At 53.7% G+C, this 19,693-nt stretch carries 14 protein-coding genes and 1 pseudogene; 9 read left to right on the forward strand and 6 right to left on the reverse strand.

Annotated elements, in window-relative coordinates:
* Positions 1-28: 28 nt before the first annotated feature.
* The gene (gene hemL, locus CRI63_RS05845; protein WP_130205003.1) at positions 29-1,309 is read left to right on the forward strand and encodes a glutamate-1-semialdehyde 2,1-aminomutase; all 1,281 of its coding nucleotides are present in this window, start codon (positions 29-31) and stop codon (positions 1,307-1,309) included.
* A 439-nt stretch (positions 1,310-1,748) separates the two neighbouring features.
* On the opposite strand, the gene fhuB is transcribed toward hemL, so the two are convergent.
* The 6 genes and pseudogenes from fhuB to hrpB form a co-directional block, all read right to left on the reverse strand.
* Entirely contained in the window at positions 1,749-3,731 is a 1,983-nt protein-coding gene (gene fhuB / locus CRI63_RS05850) for a Fe(3+)-hydroxamate ABC transporter permease FhuB (protein WP_135518789.1), read from the reverse strand.
* Complete coding sequence (gene fhuD / locus CRI63_RS05855; protein ID WP_135404103.1) at positions 3,728-4,618, reverse strand: Fe(3+)-hydroxamate ABC transporter substrate-binding protein FhuD; 891 nt, start codon at positions 4,616-4,618, stop codon at positions 3,728-3,730. Before fhuD ends, fhuB begins: the two co-directional genes overlap by 4 nt.
* Positions 4,618-5,415, reverse strand: coding sequence for a Fe3+-hydroxamate ABC transporter ATP-binding protein FhuC (fhuC, locus tag CRI63_RS05860; RefSeq protein ID WP_001158929.1), 798 nt, complete (start codon positions 5,413-5,415; stop codon positions 4,618-4,620). The genes fhuD and fhuC overlap by 1 nt, the downstream gene beginning before the upstream one ends.
* Positions 5,416-5,465: 50 nt before the next feature.
* Entirely contained in the window at positions 5,466-7,709 is a 2,244-nt protein-coding gene (fhuA, locus tag CRI63_RS05865) for a ferrichrome porin FhuA (RefSeq protein ID WP_130221605.1), read from the reverse strand.
* A gap of 219 nt (positions 7,710-7,928) precedes the next feature.
* Positions 7,929-10,451: pseudogene (mrcB, locus tag CRI63_RS05870) on the reverse strand (bifunctional glycosyl transferase/transpeptidase).
* A 162-nt stretch (positions 10,452-10,613) separates the two neighbouring features.
* Entirely contained in the window at positions 10,614-13,043 is a 2,430-nt protein-coding gene (hrpB, locus tag CRI63_RS05875) for an ATP-dependent helicase HrpB (protein ID WP_135518791.1), read from the reverse strand.
* 73 nt (positions 13,044-13,116) lie between these two features.
* Here hrpB and thpR point away from each other — a divergent pair, with 73 nt between their 5' ends.
* The 8 genes from thpR (at position 13,117) to CRI63_RS05915 (ending at position 19,654) form a co-directional block, all read left to right on the forward strand.
* Positions 13,117-13,647 carry an RNA 2',3'-cyclic phosphodiesterase gene (gene thpR / locus CRI63_RS05880; RefSeq protein WP_130204991.1) on the forward strand — a complete coding sequence of 177 codons (531 nt, stop codon included), beginning with the start codon at positions 13,117-13,119 and terminating at the stop codon, positions 13,645-13,647.
* A gap of 14 nt (positions 13,648-13,661) precedes the next feature.
* Positions 13,662-14,366, forward strand: a complete 705-nt coding sequence (sfsA, locus tag CRI63_RS05885; protein WP_130204989.1) for a DNA/RNA nuclease SfsA — start codon at positions 13,662-13,664, stop codon at positions 14,364-14,366.
* A 177-nt stretch (positions 14,367-14,543) separates the two neighbouring features.
* Positions 14,544-14,999 carry an RNA polymerase-binding protein DksA gene (dksA, locus tag CRI63_RS05890; protein ID WP_001155227.1) on the forward strand — a complete coding sequence of 152 codons (456 nt, stop codon included), beginning with the start codon at positions 14,544-14,546 and terminating at the stop codon, positions 14,997-14,999.
* A 66-nt stretch (positions 15,000-15,065) separates the two neighbouring features.
* On the forward strand, positions 15,066-15,962 hold the full coding sequence (gene gluQRS / locus CRI63_RS05895; RefSeq protein WP_167852304.1) for a tRNA glutamyl-Q(34) synthetase GluQRS: 897 nt from the start codon (positions 15,066-15,068) through the stop codon (positions 15,960-15,962).
* Between the two features lie 59 nt (positions 15,963-16,021).
* The gene (gene pcnB, locus CRI63_RS05900; RefSeq protein ID WP_205712856.1) at positions 16,022-17,419 is read left to right on the forward strand and encodes a polynucleotide adenylyltransferase PcnB; all 1,398 of its coding nucleotides are present in this window, start codon (positions 16,022-16,024) and stop codon (positions 17,417-17,419) included.
* Positions 17,416-17,895, forward strand: coding sequence for a 2-amino-4-hydroxy-6-hydroxymethyldihydropteridine diphosphokinase (gene folK, locus CRI63_RS05905; protein WP_135518795.1), 480 nt, complete (start codon positions 17,416-17,418; stop codon positions 17,893-17,895). The genes pcnB and folK overlap by 4 nt, the downstream gene beginning before the upstream one ends.
* 350 nt (positions 17,896-18,245) lie before the next feature.
* Positions 18,246-18,842 carry a fimbrial protein gene (locus tag CRI63_RS05910; protein ID WP_135518797.1) on the forward strand — a complete coding sequence of 199 codons (597 nt, stop codon included), beginning with the start codon at positions 18,246-18,248 and terminating at the stop codon, positions 18,840-18,842.
* Positions 18,843-18,928: 86 nt separating this feature from the next.
* Complete coding sequence (locus CRI63_RS05915; protein ID WP_135518799.1) at positions 18,929-19,654, forward strand: fimbrial chaperone; 726 nt, start codon at positions 18,929-18,931, stop codon at positions 19,652-19,654.
* The last annotated feature ends 39 nt before the right edge of the window (positions 19,655-19,693 follow it).

Here is a 19,693-nt window from a genome sequence, read left to right on the forward strand (position 1 = left end):
ACTTTTTCTACGAATCAGGAACCCCTCCATGAGTAAGTCTGAAAATCTTTACAGCGCAGCGCGTGAGCTGATCCCTGGCGGTGTGAACTCTCCTGTTCGCGCCTTTACTGGCGTGGGCGGCACTCCACTGTTTATCGAAAAAGCGGACGGCGCTTATCTGTATGATGTTGATGGCAAAGCGTATATCGATTATGTCGGTTCCTGGGGGCCGATGGTGCTGGGCCATAATCATCCGGCGATCCGTAACGCAGTGATTGAAGCCGCCGAGCGCGGTCTGAGCTTTGGTGCGCCGACCGAAATGGAAGTGAAAATGGCGCAACTGGTGACCGAACTGGTGCCGACGATGGATATGGTGCGCATGGTGAACTCCGGCACCGAAGCGACAATGAGCGCCATCCGCCTGGCCCGTGGTTTTACTGGCCGTGACAAGATCATTAAATTCGAAGGTTGCTACCACGGTCACGCTGACTGCCTGCTGGTGAAAGCCGGTTCTGGCGCGCTCACTTTAGGGCAGCCAAACTCACCGGGCGTTCCGGCGGATTTCGCCAAACATACCTTAACTTGTACTTATAACGATCTGGCCTCTGTACGCGCCGCGTTCGAACAGTACCCGCAAGAGATTGCCTGTATTATCGTCGAGCCGGTGGCAGGCAATATGAACTGTGTTCCACCGCTGCCAGAGTTCCTGCCAGGTCTGCGCGCGCTGTGCGACGAATTTGGCGCGTTGCTGATCATCGATGAAGTAATGACCGGCTTCCGCGTGGCGCTAGCTGGCGCACAGGATTATTACGGCGTGGTGCCAGATCTCACCTGTCTGGGCAAAATCATCGGCGGCGGAATGCCGGTAGGTGCCTTCGGCGGTCGTCGTGATGTGATGGATGCGCTGGCTCCGACGGGTCCGGTGTATCAGGCGGGTACGCTTTCCGGTAACCCGATTGCGATGGCAGCCGGTTTCGCCTGTCTGAATGAAGTCGCGCAGCCGGGCGTTCACGAGACACTGGATGAGCTGACAACACGTCTGGCAGAAGGTCTGCTGGAAGCGGCGGAAGAAGCGGGAATTCCGCTGGTCGTTAACCACGTTGGCGGCATGTTCGGTATTTTCTTTACCGACGCCGAGTCCGTGACATGCTACCAGGATGTGATGTCCTGTGACGTGGAACGCTTTAAGCGTTTCTTCCATATGATGCTGGACGAAGGTGTTTACCTGGCACCGTCAGCGTTTGAAGCGGGCTTTATGTCTGTGGCGCACAGCATGGAAGATATCAATAACACCATCGATGCTGCACGTCGGGTGTTTGCGAAGTTGTGATCCAACATTGTTTGCCGGATGCGGCGTGAACACCTTATCTGACCTACAGATCAGGACCGTTTGTAGGCCCGATAAGACGCGCCAGCGTTGCATCGGGCATTGTTTGTCGGATGCGGCGTGAACGCCTTATCCGACCTACGGTTCGGGGCCGTTTGTAGGCCCGATAAGGCGCACCAGCGTCGCATCGGGCATTGTTTGCCGGATGCGGAGTAAACGCCTTATCCAGCCTGGAGTGCAGGGCCGTTTGTAGGCCCGATAAGACGCTTCAGCGTCGCATCGGGTATTGTTTGTCGGATGCGGCGTGAACGCTTATCCGACCTACAGATCAGGACCGTTTGTAGGCCCGATAAGACGCGCCAGCGTCGCATCGGGCATTGTTTGTCGGATGCGGCATGGACACCTTATCTGACCTGGAGTTCAGCGCCGTTATATGGAAAAATTAACGGCTCTGCTTTCTCAGCAAATAAATAAAATACGGTGCGCCGATAAAGGTCGACAGCAGCCCCGCCGGGATCTGGAACGGAAACAGCACCATCCGTCCACACCAGTCAGCGAACACCAGCAGTAATCCCCCCACCAGCGCTGAAATCACGATGTGCGGCATCGTCCGTCGAAAGCCCATCATCCGCGCGATATGCGGTGCCATCAGACCAACAAAACTCAACGGCCCGATGGTCATTGTCGCGGTCGCCGTCAGGCAAGCCGCTAACAGCAGCAGCGCAATTCGCGTCGGCGCCAGCGCCATCCCCACGGCTCGCGCGGTATCACCGCCCAGCGGTAAAATGGTCAGCCAGCGGCGACACAGCGGGGTAATCGCCAGCAAAATCACCATCACAATCCCCGTGCGCCAGACCTGCGCATCGGTCGCGTTGTAGGTCGAACCGGAAATCCAGGTCAACACTTGCGCCATTCGCGGGTCACCGCTCGCCTGCAACATCATCAAAAGCATGGTGAACGCGGTACTTAACGCCATCCCCGCCAGTAACATACGGTGTGGGGAAAATCCACCGCGTCCGGCGGCGATCATAATGATCAACAGCGTCACCGCAGCCCCGAGACTTCCCGCGGGTAACAGCCAGCCAAAGGCATTACCCGGCACCAGAAACAGCATTAACACCACGCCAAACGCCGCGCCGGAGCTAATCCCCAGCACTTCCGGGCTTGCCATCGGGTTTCCGGTCAGCCGCTGAATAATACAGCCCGCCACCGCCAGCATAACGCCCGCAAACAACGCCGCCATAATTCGCGGCCAGCGCCAGGGCATCAAATCCTCGAGCAACGCCCCGCTCGCCCACGTCCAGCCGTGCGCATCACGACCAAACGACAGCGCCACCACCACAGCCATCAACAGCAGCACGCCGCCCGCGAGGGCAAACGCCAGCACGTGTTGGCGTTCAGTCGCGACACGATCGTTAACCTTCATATCTGGCGCACTGATGCTACGTAAACGCGGCAGTAGCCACAACAGCAGCGGCGCACCAATCAACGCAGTGACTGAACCGGTGGAAACTTCCATCCACACGCGAGTCAGCCAGAGGATGATTTGATCAGAAAGCCACAGAATTAACGCCCCAATCAGCGACGCCAGCATCAGTCGCGGCAGCAGACGCCGCGCGCCCAGCATTTTTGCCAGCAGCGGCGCGAACAAGCCGATAAAGCCGATAATCCCCACCGCGTTCACCAGCAGCGCACTGATGACTATCGCCAGCGACAGCGCAGCCAGACGCGCCAGCGACAAGGCCAGCCCGAGATTGCGCGCCACGCCATCATCAAGCCCCATCAGGGTTAACGGGCGAAGTAGCAGTAACGTCAGCATCACGCCGCCCAGCAGCTGCGGCCATAAACGCTCAACGCCGCCCCAGTCGGTTTGCGTCAGCGTTCCGGTGCTCCACAGGAACATGCTTTGCAACTGGTCGTGATGGAAGATGACCAGTAACTGATTGATCGCCCCGCAATAAAGGCTCACCACCAGCCCCGCGAGGATCAGCGTTACCGGCGAAAGCCGTTTCCCCCACGCGACGCCAAAAACGATTAAGCCAACGACACAAGCGCCCGCCAGCGCAGCAAACTGGCTCGCCATCGCGCCGGGGATCGCCCAGAGCGTCGTGACGGTAATCCCCAGTTGCGCGCCTGTAGCAACGCCCAACGTTGTCGGTTCCGCCAGCGGGTTACGCAGCACTTGCTGAAACAGCACGCCCACCAGCCCCAGGCCCGCGCCCACCAGCAGCGAAATCGCCAGACGCGGCAACAAGCTGTAGTGAAAAATCATCTGCTCGATGACATCGATATCCGGCGACCAGGCAGCCTGCGCCCACTGGCTACGCGGCAGCGCCTGCGAAAAGTTCATCCAGGTCAGCGCCGTAGCGACAATCACCAGCAGCGCCAGCAATAACGCCGGGAAAAGCGCAATTCGTTTACTCACGCTTTACCTCCGATGGCGTTATCCAGAACGCGCACAAAGTGCATTGCCGAGAGCGTCGCACCATAAAACCAGACTGCAGGTACGCGCTGAAAGCGTCCGGCGCGGACAAACGGCATGGCCTGCCACAGCGGCGTTGCCATTAGCGCGTCCATGTCTTTACTGTTGTCGTGATCAAAACAGAGCACATCAACATCTTTATACGCCGCCAGACGATCGATACTGACGGCGGTACTGCCCCAGAAGTTGGTTTCCCCTTGCCAGGCATTTGGGATGCCGTACTCATCGAGAATTTCCTGGAACAGGCTGTTTGGACCGAAGACCAGCATATGGCGCGGATCGAGAAGCGACGTCAGCAATAACGGGCGCGCTCCACGCTTCACAAAGCGGGGTTTCATGCTGCGGATAAAATCTTCATATTGCGCTAAATGCGTTTCTGCTGCGCTTTGCAGATTAAGTAAATCCGCCATTTCCGTCAGCGATTTACGCGCCATCACCAGCGGCTGTTTTCCGTCGCTGAAGTTAAATCCGCGTCCCGGCGCAATGCGTGCCAGCATTTCTGGCGAAGGGCCATATCCCGCCGACCAGACCATAAACGATGGTTTCATTTCGGTCAGCAGTTCAAGGTTAGGTTCTGTGCGCAAACCAACGTCAATCACCGATTCAGGTAATGGTGGTTCGCTGACCCACAGGCGATAGTTGATGGTGTCCGCCACGCCGTAAGGTACGATGCCGAGCGCCAGCAGTAATTCCACCGGCAACCACTCCAGCGCCACAACGCGATGTGGATCAATAGCCGCCGCACGGGCGGTATTCATCTGCCATAGCAACGGAGAAAGCGCCATCGCCGTTAACAGTCGGCGGCGCGAAATAAGAGGTAAACCGCTCATCAATAAACAAAACTCACAGGTGCAGCACCCGCCGGATGCGGCAAAATCCCCATCGGGATGCCATAAATCATTTCGAGGGTTTCGCCGCGCATAATTTCCGCGGGCGTTCCCTGAGCAATCATTTCACCGCCGCGCAGGGCGACCAGATAATCACAGTAGCGCGCAGCCATATTAATATCGTGCAGCACGGCAATGACCGTCAGGCCACGCTCCTGACTTAAACGATGCACCAGCGCCAGCACATCAACCTGGTGGGCGATATCCAGCGCCGAGGTCGGTTCGTCGAGCAGCAGGCAGCGGCTATCCTGCGCCACCAGCATGGCGATCCACGCCCGCTGACGTTCGCCGCCAGAGAGACTATCGACCAGCCGATGCGCCAGCGGTTTTAAGCCAACCAGCGAAATCGCCTCTTCGACCTTTTCGCGATCTGCCGCGCCAAAGCGCCCCAGCGCGCCATGCCACGGGTAACGACCAATCGCCACCAGTTCACGCACGGTCATCCCTTCTGCCGGAGGAAGCTGCTGCGGCAAATAAGCCACTTTGCGGGCGAACGCTTTGCTACTCCAGCTTTCCAGCGGCTGGGCATCAAGAAGAATTTCGCCTTCCGACGGCGGCTGATGACGACCAAGCATTTTGAGCAGAGTGGATTTACCAGAACCGTTGTGACCAATCAGACCGGTCACTTTCCCGGCAGGAAAGGTTAACGACAGCGGATGCAAAAGCGTGCGCCCGGGCACACGAAAGGAGATATTACGCAGTGCAAAAGTGGTATCGGAATGATTCGTGTATTCCTGCATAACAGCCAACTTGTGAAACGGGCACGGAAATCCGTGCCCCAAAGAGAAAATTAGAAACGGAAGGTTGCGGTTGCAACGACCTGACGTTCTGCGCCCCAGAAGCAGCCATAAGTGTTAAAGCAGCTGGCGACGTATTCACGATCGAACAGGTTGTTAACATGCAGCGCTACGTTGGAGCCCGCCATACCGACTCGCGCCAGATCATAACGCACTAACGCATCCACGACCGTATAACTTCCCACTTTAAAGGAGTTCGCCGGATCGCCGTAGCTGGAGCCAGTATAACGACCGCCAGTACCCAGCGTCAGACCTGAAAGTGGACCGTCAAAGAAGGTGTAATCAGCCCACAGAGAAGCCATGTGTTTTGGCACCTGCGCAGGTGTATTGCCTTTGTAGGTGGTATCGGTGGTGTATTCCGCGTCGGTATAGGTATAAGAACCGACCACGTTAACACTCGCCGACAGCGCCGCTTTTGCTTCGATCTCTACGCCACGCGCACGGATCTCGCCACCTTCAACCGAGAAGAAGGAACCCTCAGGATCCGCCATCAGGTTGTTGGTTTTGGTGAGATTATACAGCGCGCCAGTCACCACAATTGGGCGATCTTCCGGTACGTATTTCACGCCGACTTCGTACTGCTTACCTTTAGACGGTGCGAAAATATTACCATCCTTCCCGACCTGTGAAGAAGGTTCAAACGATTCGCTATAGCTGAAGTACGGTGTTACGCCGTTATCAAACAGGTAGTTAACGCCACCACGCCAGGTGAACTGTTTGTCATCACGCTTGTCTGTCGTTCCCGCTACGCGGTTAAGAGATTCTTGATCTGCCCAGTCGTAACGACCGCCCAGAGTGACCAGCACTTTATCCCACTGCGCCTGATCCTGAACGTAAATACCCGTTTGCTTCTGCTTATTCAGAATACGGTACGGGCCGGAGTTTGCCGGATCTTTCGCATTGAAATCGAAATCGGTATTCACCGGATTGTACAGATCGAGCAGCGGTACGGAGTCGTCGTAACCAAACCAGGCGTTGATGTCATTACGCATACGCATAAAGTCGACACCGGTCAGCAGGGTATGGTCGATATCGCCAGTGGCGAATTTGCTTTGCAACTGGGTATCAACAGAGAAGTTTTGCAGCTTCTCATCATCAACGACGTATTTGCGCGCCAGATAATGGCCTTTATCCGCTGGCGCTAAAGCTGCACACTGTTGGCTGTAAGCATTCGCCGGATCGGAGCAGACGCCGTAACCATAAACGCTGTTTTGCGAGGTTTTGTTTTCAGCAAAGCGCAGGTTCTGACGCACAGTAAAGGTGTCATTAAATTCGTGGTCGAAGCTGTAGCCAATCATCTTCTCATTACGAGAATAGGTGTTGTTCTTCGCCCCTTCATTAAAGTCAGTCGGCAGACGTTTACCGTTTGGCAGCGGCTCAACGGTCCCTTCTTTCGGCAACCAGCCGTAATAACCGGTTTCCGGCTCATTCTGGAAGTAAGAAAGGAAGGTGAAATTGGTTTTATCGTCCGGACGCCAGGTAAACGCTGGAGCAATGGCATAACGCTGCTCTTCCGCGCCCTTTTGCTGGGCATTGGCAGAGCGCGCAAGACCGGTCAGACGATAAGAGTAAACGCCGTCATCATCCAGCGCATCGCTGAAATCAAAACCGGTCTGGAACAGGCTGTCAGTCCCGGCTTTAAACTGCACTTCTTTCAACGGTTCGGTGGTCGGGCGCTTGCTGACCATGTTCAACAGGCCGCCTGGGCTGCTTTTCCCATAAAGCACAGATACCGGGCCACGCATGATTTCAGCGCGCTCCAGCATATACGGGTCGATAACCGCATCGTTATAGAAGTTGCCCTGCATCTTCAGGCCATTCAGATAGTTGTTCTGACTTTGGCCTTCCGCAGCAAAACCACGAATGATCAGGTGGTCATAGGTGTTGGATGCACCACGCGTACCCACTGAGACACCCGGCGTGTAGCTGAGCGCCTCTTTTACTGACTTCGGCTGGTGCAGCGCCATCTCTTCAGCAGTCACAACAGAAATAGACTGTGGCACTTTTTGAATCGGCGTATCTGTTTTGGTGCCGGTAGCTGACTGTCGCGCCGCGATAGTGGCAGCCGGACCCCATGCGCTTTCTTGCGGCGCAGGTGCAGCGGTAACGGTGATAGTGTCTTCTTTCGGTTCAACCGCTGCCTGTGCATAAACAGACATGCCGCTAACCGCTGTGGCTACTACAACTGCGATTTTACGCAGTGAGTGTTTTGGCTGAGCAGTTTTGGAACGCGCCATTGGTATATCTCTGATGTAAAGTGAATGATAACGTAAACGAGAATGATTATTATAAAGATAAGATAATATTCGAAACGCTAGCGGGTTCGCAAGCGGTACGCAATCTGAGCGTTCCTGAAGGGTTAATAAACAACCAGATGAAAAGAAAGGGTTAATACTTTGGGTGGGATGTTATTTTACCGGATGGCAACTCGCCATCCGGTATGTCACGCTTAGACGTTAATTACTACCAAACATATCCTTGATCCAGCCTGCCACGCCGTCGCTGTCTTTCTGCTGCTGTTGAGCAGGTGGCTGTTGCGGCTGAGAAGACTGATCAAACGGATTGCCTGACGGCTGCTGCCGTACCTCACTCTGCTGGCACAGCGATTGCGGATCGCTGGTCCATACCGGCAAAGTACGCATACCACCGCTGCAAACAAAGTTACCGTCGTAATCCACGCCCATATCCACGATATCTTCCGGCGGTACAAGATTCAGCGGCGTTGGTGTCTGATTAGCCAGATAACGCTGGTAAATCGACATCGCCCCGCTGGCACCGTACAGCTTAGTCGGCTGGTTGTTATCGCGGCCTACCCAGGTGATGGTCACCGTGCTGCCGTCAATGCCCGCAAACCAGGTATCAACGTTATTGTTGGTCGTCCCCGTTTTCCCTGCCAGATGCAGGTTCGGGTATTTCGCCCCAAGCTGACGCCCTGTACCACGTTGTACAACCTGCTGCATGGTCCACAGCGTCAGATACGCCGCCTGCGCCGGAACTGCGCGTTCCGCCTGCGGGAAGCTCTGATACAACACCTTACCATCTTCCGCGATTACCGAACGCAGTGCAGAAAGCGGCGCGCGGTTACCGCCGCTGGCGATAGTCTGGAACGCCTGCGCCACTTCGATTGGCGTTAAGTTCAACGCCCCCAACAACATTGCTGGAACTGGATTCAGTTGATCTTTCGGCACACCCAGTTTGATCCAGGTATCCGTAACCGCAGGCAGCCCCAGCGCCATCCCCAGATTCACCGTCGGCACGTTCATCGAACGGGTCAACGCATCCACCAGCATCACTCTGCCGCTTTCACTATAGCGACGATCATCGTTCTGCGGTGACCAGACCTGACCGTTCGGCTGACGCAGCGCGATTGGCGCATCGGCAATCCACGTGTTCAGACGATAGATTTTCGGCTGGCTTAACGCCGTAAGATAAGTCGCTGGTTTTGCCAGTGAACCAATCGAACGACGTGCCTGCATCGCACGGTTGTAGCCCGCAAACTGCGGTTCAGCCCCCCCGACCATCGCACGGACTTCGCCACTAAAGCGATCAACGACGACAATCGCCGTTTCCAGATCGCTCAACTTACGCTGTTTCTTCAGTGCAGGAATGCCTTCTACGGCAGCTTTTTCTGCCGCATCCTGGGCCACTGAGTCAAAAGTAGTGAAGATCTTCACACCAGAGAGATCTTTCACCTTATCGCCCAGTTTCGCCTGCAACTCCTGACGCACCAGCTGCATAAAGGCTGGCTGAGGAGAGATGACTCCGCCGCGTGGCTGTACGCCCAGCGGTCGCGCACTCAGCATTTCATACAGTTCGCCGTCGATAATCTGCTGTTGTTGCAGCAAACGCAGCACCAGGTTACGTCGCTCCAGCGCCAGTTTCGGATTACGCCACGGGTTGTAGATCGACGCGCCTTTCACCATGCCAACTAACAGCGCCTGCTGGTCAAGGCTCAACTCTTCTACCGGGCGACCAAAGTAGTACAGGCTCGCCAGCGGGAAACCACGAATTTCGTTGTCGCCGCTCTGACCGAGATACACCTCGTTCATATACAGCTCAAGAATGCGATCTTTGCTGTAACGCGCGTCCATGATCAGCGCCATGTAGCTTCGTTCGCTTTACGCCAGTAAGAACGTTCGCTGGAGAGGAACAGGTTTTTCACTAACTGTTGCGTCAGTGTACTCCGCCCCCTGCACCGTGCGCCCGGCTGTCAGGTTCGCCAGCACCGCACGTCCAATGGAGTAGAGGCTGATGCCATCATGCTCGTAGAAATGACGGTCTTCTGTCGCCAGCAAGGTATCTACCAGCAAGTCCGGGAAACCACTGCGCGGCACAAACAGACGCTGCTCGCCGTTTGGCGAGGAGATCATGGTGATCAGGCGCGGATCAAGACGGAAGAAACCGAACTGCCGGTTGTTCTCCATATTGACGATGGTCGCCAGATGATCACCATCAAAAGTCAGACGCGCACGCACCTGCCCTTCTTTACTGTCCGGGAAATCAAACGGACGGCGGATCATTTCAATGCTGTTGGCCTGCACGGTAAATTCGCCAGGACGGGTCATCTTCGACACCTGACGATACTGGGTCGCCTCCAGCAGTTTCACCATCTCGTTCTTGCTGATGGTCATATCTGGTTCAAGGTTAACCATTCGGCCATAGACCGCTGCTGGCAACTGCCAGACCTTGCCATCAATACGGCTACGAATTTTTTGATCGAGATAAACGCCGTAAATGGCGATCAGCACGGCAAAAACGATAGCCAGTTTTAGCAGCAACCATAACCAGCCGCGTTTGCCACGAGGCTTACGCCCTTTTCCTTTGCCCTTTCCTTTGCGCGGCATCGGTTCTTCGTCCTCATAGTCATCATAATCGTCGTAATCATCGTCGTCTTCGTAACGACGACGGCTTACCTTTTGTTTGACTGGACGCGTCGGTTTCCCTTTGCGTCCAATTGGCTCGCGGTCATTCCCGGCCATGCTTTTTCTCCGCAATATTCAGGCGCAAAAGCCCGATTTTCTGTTCATCTGTTGCAATACAGAAGAAGATATCTCTCAAAATGCTTTTCTCCCTCTCCCTGTGGGAGAGGGCCGGGGTGAGGGCATCAGCGCGCACATTGCCCCTATGCCCGTTTACCAACCTTACGAATACTTTTTCGTCCGCCGCGTTGGTGCGGTATTCGCCGGGTCGTCCGGCCAGACGTGTTTGGGATAACGCCCTTTCATCTCCTTTTGCACCTCACGATACGCCCCTTTCCAGAAGGCCCCCAAATCACGGGTGATTTGCAGCGGCCTTTGGGCGGGTGAAAGTAACTCCAGCACCAGCGGCACACGTCCCTGGGCGATTGTCGGATTGGTGGCTTCGCCAAACATCTCCTGCATTCTTACTGCCAGCGCAGGCGGGTTATCTTCATGATAACGAATGGCGATCCGACTTCCCGTCGGCACAGTGTAATGCGCAGGCAGGGAACTCACCAGACGTTGCTGCATTCCCCAATCGAGTAATCCATGCAGCGCCTGGTAAATATCGACTGATTTCAGGCCACGTAGCGAATGTACGCCGCTCATATGCGGCAACAACCACGTTTCAAGCGTCGCCAATAAACTCGCGTCATCGACCGCTGGCCAGTCATACTCTGGTAACCACTTCGCAGCGCACAGTAAACGCAGGCGTAGCTGTTCCGCTTCTGGCGTCCAGTTGAGGACGTTTAATCCTTTATCGCGTATACCGTTAAGCATCGCCTGATGTAATTCTTCTTCCGAAGGTTTCGCTAGTGGCTGCACTTTTACCGTGAGCTGGCCAATTTGCAGCCGACGCCAGGCTTTCAGCGTGCCTTGAGCGTCGTCCCACTCCACAGTGTCAGACTGCTGCACCAGTTGCGGGCAACGTTCTACTAACGTATCAATATCGACCGGCAGCGCCAGCAAAATCCGCGCATCCGGCGAGGCGCTGCCCTGCAATAATAACGGTGCGATCAGCCATTCGTGGCGGTTTAACGCGTCGTCGGCATCCAGCATCGCCCCCATGCCGTTCGCCAGTTGATAGCGACCATCTTGCCCACGCCGACGAGCAATACGATCGGCAAACGCCCCGGCAAGTAGCGGCGCAATAAGCGAACTGTCCTCCTCACCGCCGCGGACGTTTAAGCGTTTCAACAGTTGCTGACTACGTTGCTGCCAGGCTGGTTGATTACGCGAGAACGCCACGCCAAGATCGCCATTACCCATCCGTGGCGGTTCTTCGAGTATGGCGGCAATTTTTGCGGCGGTAGCCGCTTCATCGTCGCTCTTCGCACTCACCAGCATTGCCGCTAAACGCGGATCGTTACCCAGCGCCGCCATTTTTTGCCCTTGCGCACTAAGCCGTTCACCGTCCAGCGCCCCCAGCATTTGTAACAGGCGTTTCGCCGCCAGTAGATTCACCGCTGGCGGGTGATCCAGCCAGTTCATCTGTGCCGGATCGCTACATCCCCATTGCAGTAATTCCATCAACAAACCGGAGAGATCGCTTTGTAAGATCTCCGGTTCACTTTGCGCTGCGGCGCGTTCCGCCTGCTCTTTAGCGATTAAATGCAGGCAAATACCTGGCTCCAGACGCCCGGCGCGCCCGGCACGTTGCGTCATCGACGCCTGACTAACGCGCTGAGTGATCAACCGAGTAAGACCCGTACGCGGATCAAAGCGCGCAACCCTTTCCTGGGCGCAATCCACCACCAGACGGATACCTTCGATGGTTAGACTGGTTTCAGCGATGTTGGTCGCCAGCACCACTTTGCGCATTCCTTGCGGCGCAGGGAGGATAGCTTTTCGCTGATCGTTCAGCGGCAACGCCCCATACAGTGGGCAGAGCAACACATCACTGCCGATGCGTGACGCCAGTTGTTCCTGCACGCGCTGAATTTCTCCGACGCCAGGTAAAAATAACAGTAATGACCCAGTTTCCTGGCGCAGCAATTCGGCGGTAGCGGCAGCTACTGCTTCGTCAAAGCGTTGGTGTGCAGGCAACGGCAAATAGCGGCGTTCCACCGGATACGAGCGCCCTTCAGAAACAACAACGGGCGCTTCTGGCAGCATCTGCTGCAAGCGATCGTTATCCAGCGTAGCCGACATAATCAGCAGCTTTAAGTCATCGCGCAGACCTTGTTGCACATCGAGTAACAACGCCAGCGCCAAATCCGCCTGCAAACTGCGTTCATGAAATTCATCGAGGATCACCAGCCCCACGCCGTTCAGTTCCGGGTCGCGCTGGATCATGCGCGTCAACACGCCTTCGGTGACCACTTCCAGACGAGTATTCGGCCCGACGCAGTTTTGCGCACGCATCCGGTAGCCAACTGTGTCGCCAGGCTTTTCGTTCAGCAGCTCCGCCAGGCGTTGCGCAACGTTACGCGCCGCCAGTCGACGTGGCTCCAGCAGGATGATTTTCCCGTGAATCCCTGAATGCGCCAGAAGTTGCAGCGGTAGCCAGGTCGATTTTCCGGCTCCGGTCGGCGCACTTAATAACACCTGAGGCGCATAATCGAGGGCGGCAAATAATTCAGGTAAGACGGCTGCAACGGGTAACGACGACACAAAACGCTCCAGAGGGTTAACATTCTTCGCGCCTCATTGTAGCATCGCGGTAATTCATAACCGAGTGCCTGACATGTCTGAACCGCAACGGCTGTTCTTTGCCATTGACCTACCTGCTGAAATCCGCGAACAGATTATTCACTGGCGCGCCGCACAGTTTCCACCTGAAGCGGGCCGCCCGGTTGCTGCTGAGAATTTGCATCTGACGTTGGCGTTTTTAGGCGAAGTAAGCGCAGACAAAGAGAAGGCGCTCTCACTGCTGGCCGGGCGAATTCGTCAACCCGGTTTTACACTCACGCTTGATGACGCAGGTCAGTGGCTGCGTTCACGCGTGGTATGGTTGGGTATGCGCCAGCCGCCGCGCGGCTTAATCCAACTGGCGAATATGCTTCGTTCTCAGGCAGCACGCAGTGGTTGTTTTCAAAGCAATCGACCATTTCATCCACATATCACCTTATTGCGCGACGCCAGCGAGGCGGTAACAATCCCACCGCCTGGTTTTAATTGGTCATATGAGGTGAAGGAGTTCACTCTTTATGCTTCCTCGTTTGCCCGTGGGCGTACACGTTACACACCGCTCAAACGCTGGACGCTGACGCAATAACAAGGATTGTCATAATGGAATTTTCTCCTCCTTTACAGCGCGCCACGCTAATTCAGCGTTATAAACGCTTTTTAGCCGATGTGATCACACCTGATGGTCGTGAATTGACGCTACACTGCCCCAACACTGGCGCGATGACCGGTTGTGCAACGCCTGGCGATACCGTCTGGTATTCGACTTCCGACAATACAAAACGGAAATACCCGCACACCTGGGAATTAACCCAAAGCCAAAGCGGCGCATTTATTTGCGTTAATACGCTTTGGGCGAATAGATTGACGAAAGAGGCTATCCTTAATGGGGAAATTTCGGAGCTATCAGGCTATAGCTCGCTGAAAAGCGAAGTAAAATACGGTGCCGAGCGCAGTCGTATTGACCTCATGTTACAGGCGAGGTTTCGACCTGACTGCTATATTGAAGTGAAATCGGTTACGTTAGCGGAAAATGAGCAAGGTTACTTTCCCGATGCCGTTACCCAACGTGGGCAGAAACATCTTCGGGAGTTGATGAGCGTAGCGGCTGAAGGCCAACGTGCGGTGATTTTTTTCGCTGTACTGCATTCAGCCATTACACGGTTTTCACCCGCGCGCCACATCGATGAGAAATACGCGCAACTATTGTCAGAAGCACAACAGAGGGGAGTAGAAATTCTGGCTTATAAAGCGGAACTTTCTGCTGAAGGTATGGCTCTTAAAAAATCACTGCCTGTTACATTGTAGTAGTGTAAGTAACTGGTTAATTTACATTCTGGTCGCGTGCGCAAATACGCTTTTCCTCACACAGTTGTCAAGTGTTACGTTTAGATAATTGCTATCCGGAAAAGCATCTGCTATTTATAGCGGCCTCATTTTTCCCCCGAACATGGGGATCGATAGTGCGTGTTAAGGAGAAGCAACATGCAAGAAGGGCAAAACCGTAAAACATCGTCCCTGAGTATTCTCGCCATCGCTGGGGTGGAGCCATATCAGGAGAAGCCGGGCGAAGAGTATATGAACGAAGCCCAGCTGGCGCACTTCCGTCGTATTCTGGAAGCATGGCGTAATCAACTCAGGGATGAAGTCGATCGCACCGTTACACATATGCAGGATGAAGCAGCCAACTTCCCGGACCCGGTAGACCGTGCAGCCCAGGAAGAAGAGTTCAGCCTCGAACTGCGTAACCGCGATCGCGAGCGTAAGCTGATCAAAAAGATCGAGAAGACGCTGAAAAAAGTGGAAGACGAAGATTTCGGCTACTGCGAATCTTGCGGTGTTGAAATTGGTATTCGTCGTCTGGAAGCGCGCCCGACAGCCGATCTGTGCATCGACTGCAAAACGCTGGCTGAAATTCGCGAAAAACAGATGGCTGGCTAATTACAGCCGTTCCATCACGTTTACCACAGGCGGGAAATACTCCCGCCTTATTTTTTGTTCAAAGAGATGACAGACACACAGTATATTGGTCGCTTCGCCCCCTCTCCTTCCGGCGAGCTTCATTTTGGTTCTCTGATTGCCGCGCTTGGCAGCTATTTGCAGGCTCGCGCCCGGCAAGGTCGCTGGCTGGTACGCATTGAAGATATCGACCCGCCTCGTGAAGTTCCCGGTGCCGCAGAAACTATCCTGCGCCAGCTGGAACATTACGGCCTGCATTGGGACGGCGATGTTCTTTGGCAATCCCAACGTCACGACGCCTATCGCGAAGCACTCGCCTGGTTACATGAGCAAGAGCTAAGTTATTACTGCACCTGCACGCGTGCGCGTATTCAAAGCATTGGCGGTATTTACGACGGTCATTGCCGAGCATTGCATCATGGACCAGACAACGCGGCTGTGCGTATTCGGCAGTTGTATCCGGTCACGCAGTTTACTGATCAACTACGCGGAATTATTCACGCCGACGAAAAACTGGCACGAGAAGATTTTATTATTCATCGTCGTGATGGTTTGTTTGCCTATAACCTGGCGGTGGTGGTCGATGATCACTTCCAGGGCGTCACAGAAATTGTTCGTGGGGCAGATTTAATTGAACCGACAGTGCGGCAAATCTCGCTGTACCAGCTTTTTGGCTGGCAGGTGCCAGATTACATTCATTTACCGCTGGCGCTAAACGAACAAGGCGCTAAACTTTCCAAGCAGAATCATGCGCCTGCGTTACCGAAAGGCGATCCGCGCCCGGTGTTAATCGCGGCACTTCATTTTCTGGGTCAGCAGGCAGAAGCGCACTGGCAGGATTACAGCGTAGAACAAATCCTTCAGTCAGCCGTCAAAAACTGGACGCTGACCGCCGTGCCAGAGTCGGCAATTGTAAATTCAACATTCTCAAATGCGTCATGCTGAGCTATGATTAGCCGCTATTTTTTTGTCCTGAATGATGTTTGACACTACCGAGGTGTATTATTTTTACCCGAGTCGCTAATTTTTGCCGCAAGGTGTTGAGCCGCGAGGAGAGCGAAGCTGAACAGGCAGTCGCCCGTCCACAGGTGACGGTGATCCCGCGCGAGCAGCATGCTATTTCCCGCAAAGATATCAGTGAAAATGCCCTGAAGGTAATGTACAGGCTCAATAAAGCGGGATACGAAGCCTGGCTGGTTGGCGGCGGCGTACGCGACCTGTTACTTGGCAAAAAGCCGAAAGATTTTGACGTGACCACCAACGCCACGCCTGAGCAAGTGCGCAAACTGTTCCGTAATTGCCGCCTGGTAGGTCGCCGTTTCCGTCTGGCTCATGTGATGTTTGGCCCGGAAATTATCGAAGTCGCCACCTTCCGTGGTCACCACGAAGGCAACGTCAGCGACCGCACGACTTCTCAGCGCGGGCAAAACGGCATGTTGCTACGCGACAACATTTTCGGTTCCATCGAAGAAGACGCCCAGCGCCGCGATTTCACTATTAATAGTCTGTATTACAGCGTCGCGGATTTTACCGTCCGTGATTACGTTGGTGGCATGCAGGATCTGAAAGACGGTGTTATCCGCCTGATTGGGAACCCGGAAACGCGCTACCGTGAAGATCCGGTACGTATGCTGCGCGCAGTACGTTTTGCCGCGAAACTGGGGATGCGCATCAGCCCAGAAACTGCCGAGCCGATCCCACGCCTTGCTACTCTGCTCAACGATATTCCGCCAGCACGCCTGTTTGAAGAGTCTCTTAAACTGTTGCAAGCGGGCTACGGTTACGAAACCTATAAACTGTTGTGTGAATATAATCTGTTCCAGCCGCTGTTCCCGACCATTACCCGTTACTTCACGGAAAATGGCGACAGCCCAATGGAGCGGATCATTGAGCAGGTACTGAAGAATACCGATACGCGCATTCATAACGATATGCGCGTTAACCCGGCGTTTTTGTTTGCCGCCATGTTCTGGTATCCACTGCTGGAAACAGCGCAGAAAATTGCTCAGGAAAGCGGCCTGACCTATCACGACGCTTTCGCGCTGGCGATGAACGATGTGCTGGACGAAGCCTGCCGTTCACTGGCGATCCCGAAACGTCTGACTACGCTAACTCGCGATATCTGGCAGTTGCAGCTGCGTATGTCCCGTCGTCAGGGCAAACGTGCATGGAAACTGCTGGAGCATCCGAAATTCCGCGCCGCCTACGACCTGCTGGCTCTGCGTGCTGAAGTGGAACGCAACGCCGAGCTGCAACGTCTGGCGAAATGGTGGGGTGAGTTCCAGGTTTCTGCGCCACCAGACCAAAAAGGGATGCTCAACGAGCTGGATGAAGATCCAACACCGCGCCGCCGTACTCGCCGTCCGCGCAAACGCGCGCCGCGTCGCGAGGGTACCGCATGACGGTGGCGTATATTGCCATAGGCAGCAATCTGGCCTCTCCGCTGGAGCAGGTCAATGCTGCCGTGAACGCTTTAAGCAACATCCCCGCAAGCCATATCCTCACCGTCTCCTCGTTTTACCGCACCCCACCGCTAGGACCGCAAGATCAACCCGATTACTTAAACGCAGCCGTGGCGCTGGAAACCGCTCTTGCACCTGAAGAGCTCCTCAATCACACACAGCGTATTGAATTGCAGCAAGGTCGCGTCCGCAAAGCTGAACGCTGGGGACCACGCACGCTGGACCTCGACATTATGTTATTTGGTAATGAAACAATTAATACCGAACGACTCACCGTTCCGCACTATGATATGAAAAATCGTGGATTTATGCTGTGGCCGCTGTTTGAGATTGCGCCGGAATTAACGTTTCCAGATGGCGAAACATTACACGACATACTCACCAAACTAGCAGCCCCACAACCTGCCATCTGGTAATTGCTGCACTGTATTATTTTGTTTTCTTGACGAAAGTAAATCAAAATGATACGGATATACTATTATCTACAATTAAATTATTTCCTAATCTTACTCCTCACATCGTTGCTTACGCATTAAATATTCTTAATTTACATTTTAGATATTTTAAATACATACAACAAACAATGGCTTTCGTAAATAATTTAGGACTTTTTGGTTTAAATAAGCATACAAAAGCGACAATTCAATAATCTATAAAAATATATTCATATTAATGATAATTTATCTACTATTACATCCTCCAATGTTTTTGAGTAGTATCCGCTCGCAATATTAATTTCCCATTATTTTTTGTAAGGATACATGTAATGAAAAAAGCACTTCTCGCGGCCACTCTGGTTTTCACTTCAGGCTCTGCACTGGCTGTCGATGGTGGTCATATCGACTTTAACGGTCTGGTACAGTCCGGAACCTGTAAAGTCGGTGTTGTTGATGAAGGCAAACACAGCATCACTACCGATGGCGTAGTTACGCTGGATACTGCTAACGTCAGCGATACGTTTACAGAAGTAAGCGCAAACAGCGTTGGTTTGCTGCCTAAAGCATTTATGATTTCTGTTGATTGTGCACCGGGTACTGTCAATGTCGCAGCTTTAACCATGGGCTCTGCCAGCTACGCAAATACCAGCGGTACGCTTAATAACAATATGAACGTGACGGTTAACGGTATCCAACCGGCCCAGAACGTCAATATTGCTGTGCATAATATGCAAAAACAGGATGGTAGCGCAGACACCAAACTGGTTAACATGAACAACTCCGCTGAAAAACACCTGCTGAATTTAGATTCAGAAGGTGATGGTCAGTACAAGTTCAATGCTTCCTATGTAAAAGCGCCGAACAGCCAGGGCGTTACTGCAGGTCACGTTACCACTAACGCCCTGTACACCATTACTTATCAGTAATAGTACGTTATCTGAGTATAAGGTTTGCCTGGTGGCAAACCTTATTTTCTCTTCTGTATATACCTACACCGAGGCAAGGAGTGCTTATGTTTCCCTTCGTAAAAAAAACCGTTAGTGCATTATTTATGAGTACTCTCTTAGCCAGTACTCCTGCATTTGCCGATATTATTATTTCTGGTACGCGTATCATTTATAACGCTGATAAAAAAGATGTTAACGTTCGCCTGGAAAACAAAGGAAATCGCCCTTTATTAATTCAAAACTGGCTGGATACAGGCGATGACAATGCCGATCCTGGCCAGATTAAAGTTCCATTTACAGCCACGCCGCCAGTTTCACGAATCGAACCCAAACGCGGGCAAACGGTAAAAGTGATGTTTACCGGGGCTACCGCGCTTCCTGCGGACAGAGAAAGTGTTTTCTGGTTTAACGTACTGGAAGTACCGCCTAAGCCAAAAGATGCGGAGTCTGACAAAAACTTATTACAACTGGCTTTCCGTACCCGCATCAAACTCTTTTATCGCCCCAGTGGCTTACAGGGTGAACCAGCCGAAGCGCCAGCAAAACTGACGTGGAAGTTAAGCAACGCACAGGTACAGGTAAATAACCCAACGCCTTACTACGTTTCATTCAACGATATCACTCTGGAAAGCGGCGGCAAAACCTACACCGTGGACTCCAGCATGATCGCGCCTTTTGGTCAGGCTAATTTCGCCGTTACCGGGCTGGCGGGTAGCGTGTCATCAGGAAAAATTGTCTACAAAGCCATCAATGACTATGGCGGCAATATTGATGGTTCAGCATCGCTCTAATAACCAAACGGATCTTTTTTACATCGCCAGGAATGCAAC

Origin of the sequence: Escherichia sp. E2661 (assembly GCF_004745185.1) — a bacterium.
Lineage (GTDB): Bacteria > Pseudomonadota > Gammaproteobacteria > Enterobacterales > Enterobacteriaceae > Escherichia.

Excerpts from the sequence above, each read along its gene's own strand:
- hemL (WP_130205003.1), top strand. The coding sequence starts at position 29 with ATGAGTAAGTCTGAAAATCTTTACAGCGCAGCGCGTGAGCTGATCCCT.
- fhuD (WP_135404103.1), bottom strand. The coding sequence starts at position 4,618 with ATGAGCGGTTTACCTCTTATTTCGCGCCGCCGACTGTTAACGGCGATG.
- fhuC (WP_001158929.1), bottom strand. The coding sequence starts at position 5,415 with ATGCAGGAATACACGAATCATTCCGATACCACTTTTGCACTGCGTAAT.
- fhuA (WP_130221605.1), bottom strand. The coding sequence starts at position 7,709 with ATGGCGCGTTCCAAAACTGCTCAGCCAAAACACTCACTGCGTAAAATC.
- thpR (WP_130204991.1), top strand. The coding sequence starts at position 13,117 with ATGTCTGAACCGCAACGGCTGTTCTTTGCCATTGACCTACCTGCTGAA.
- sfsA (WP_130204989.1), top strand. The coding sequence starts at position 13,662 with ATGGAATTTTCTCCTCCTTTACAGCGCGCCACGCTAATTCAGCGTTAT.
- dksA (WP_001155227.1), top strand. The coding sequence starts at position 14,544 with ATGCAAGAAGGGCAAAACCGTAAAACATCGTCCCTGAGTATTCTCGCC.
- gluQRS (WP_167852304.1), top strand. The coding sequence starts at position 15,066 with ATGACAGACACACAGTATATTGGTCGCTTCGCCCCCTCTCCTTCCGGC.
- folK (WP_135518795.1), top strand. The coding sequence starts at position 17,416 with ATGACGGTGGCGTATATTGCCATAGGCAGCAATCTGGCCTCTCCGCTG.
- CRI63_RS05910 (WP_135518797.1), top strand. The coding sequence starts at position 18,246 with ATGAAAAAAGCACTTCTCGCGGCCACTCTGGTTTTCACTTCAGGCTCT.
- CRI63_RS05915 (WP_135518799.1), top strand. The coding sequence starts at position 18,929 with ATGTTTCCCTTCGTAAAAAAAACCGTTAGTGCATTATTTATGAGTACT.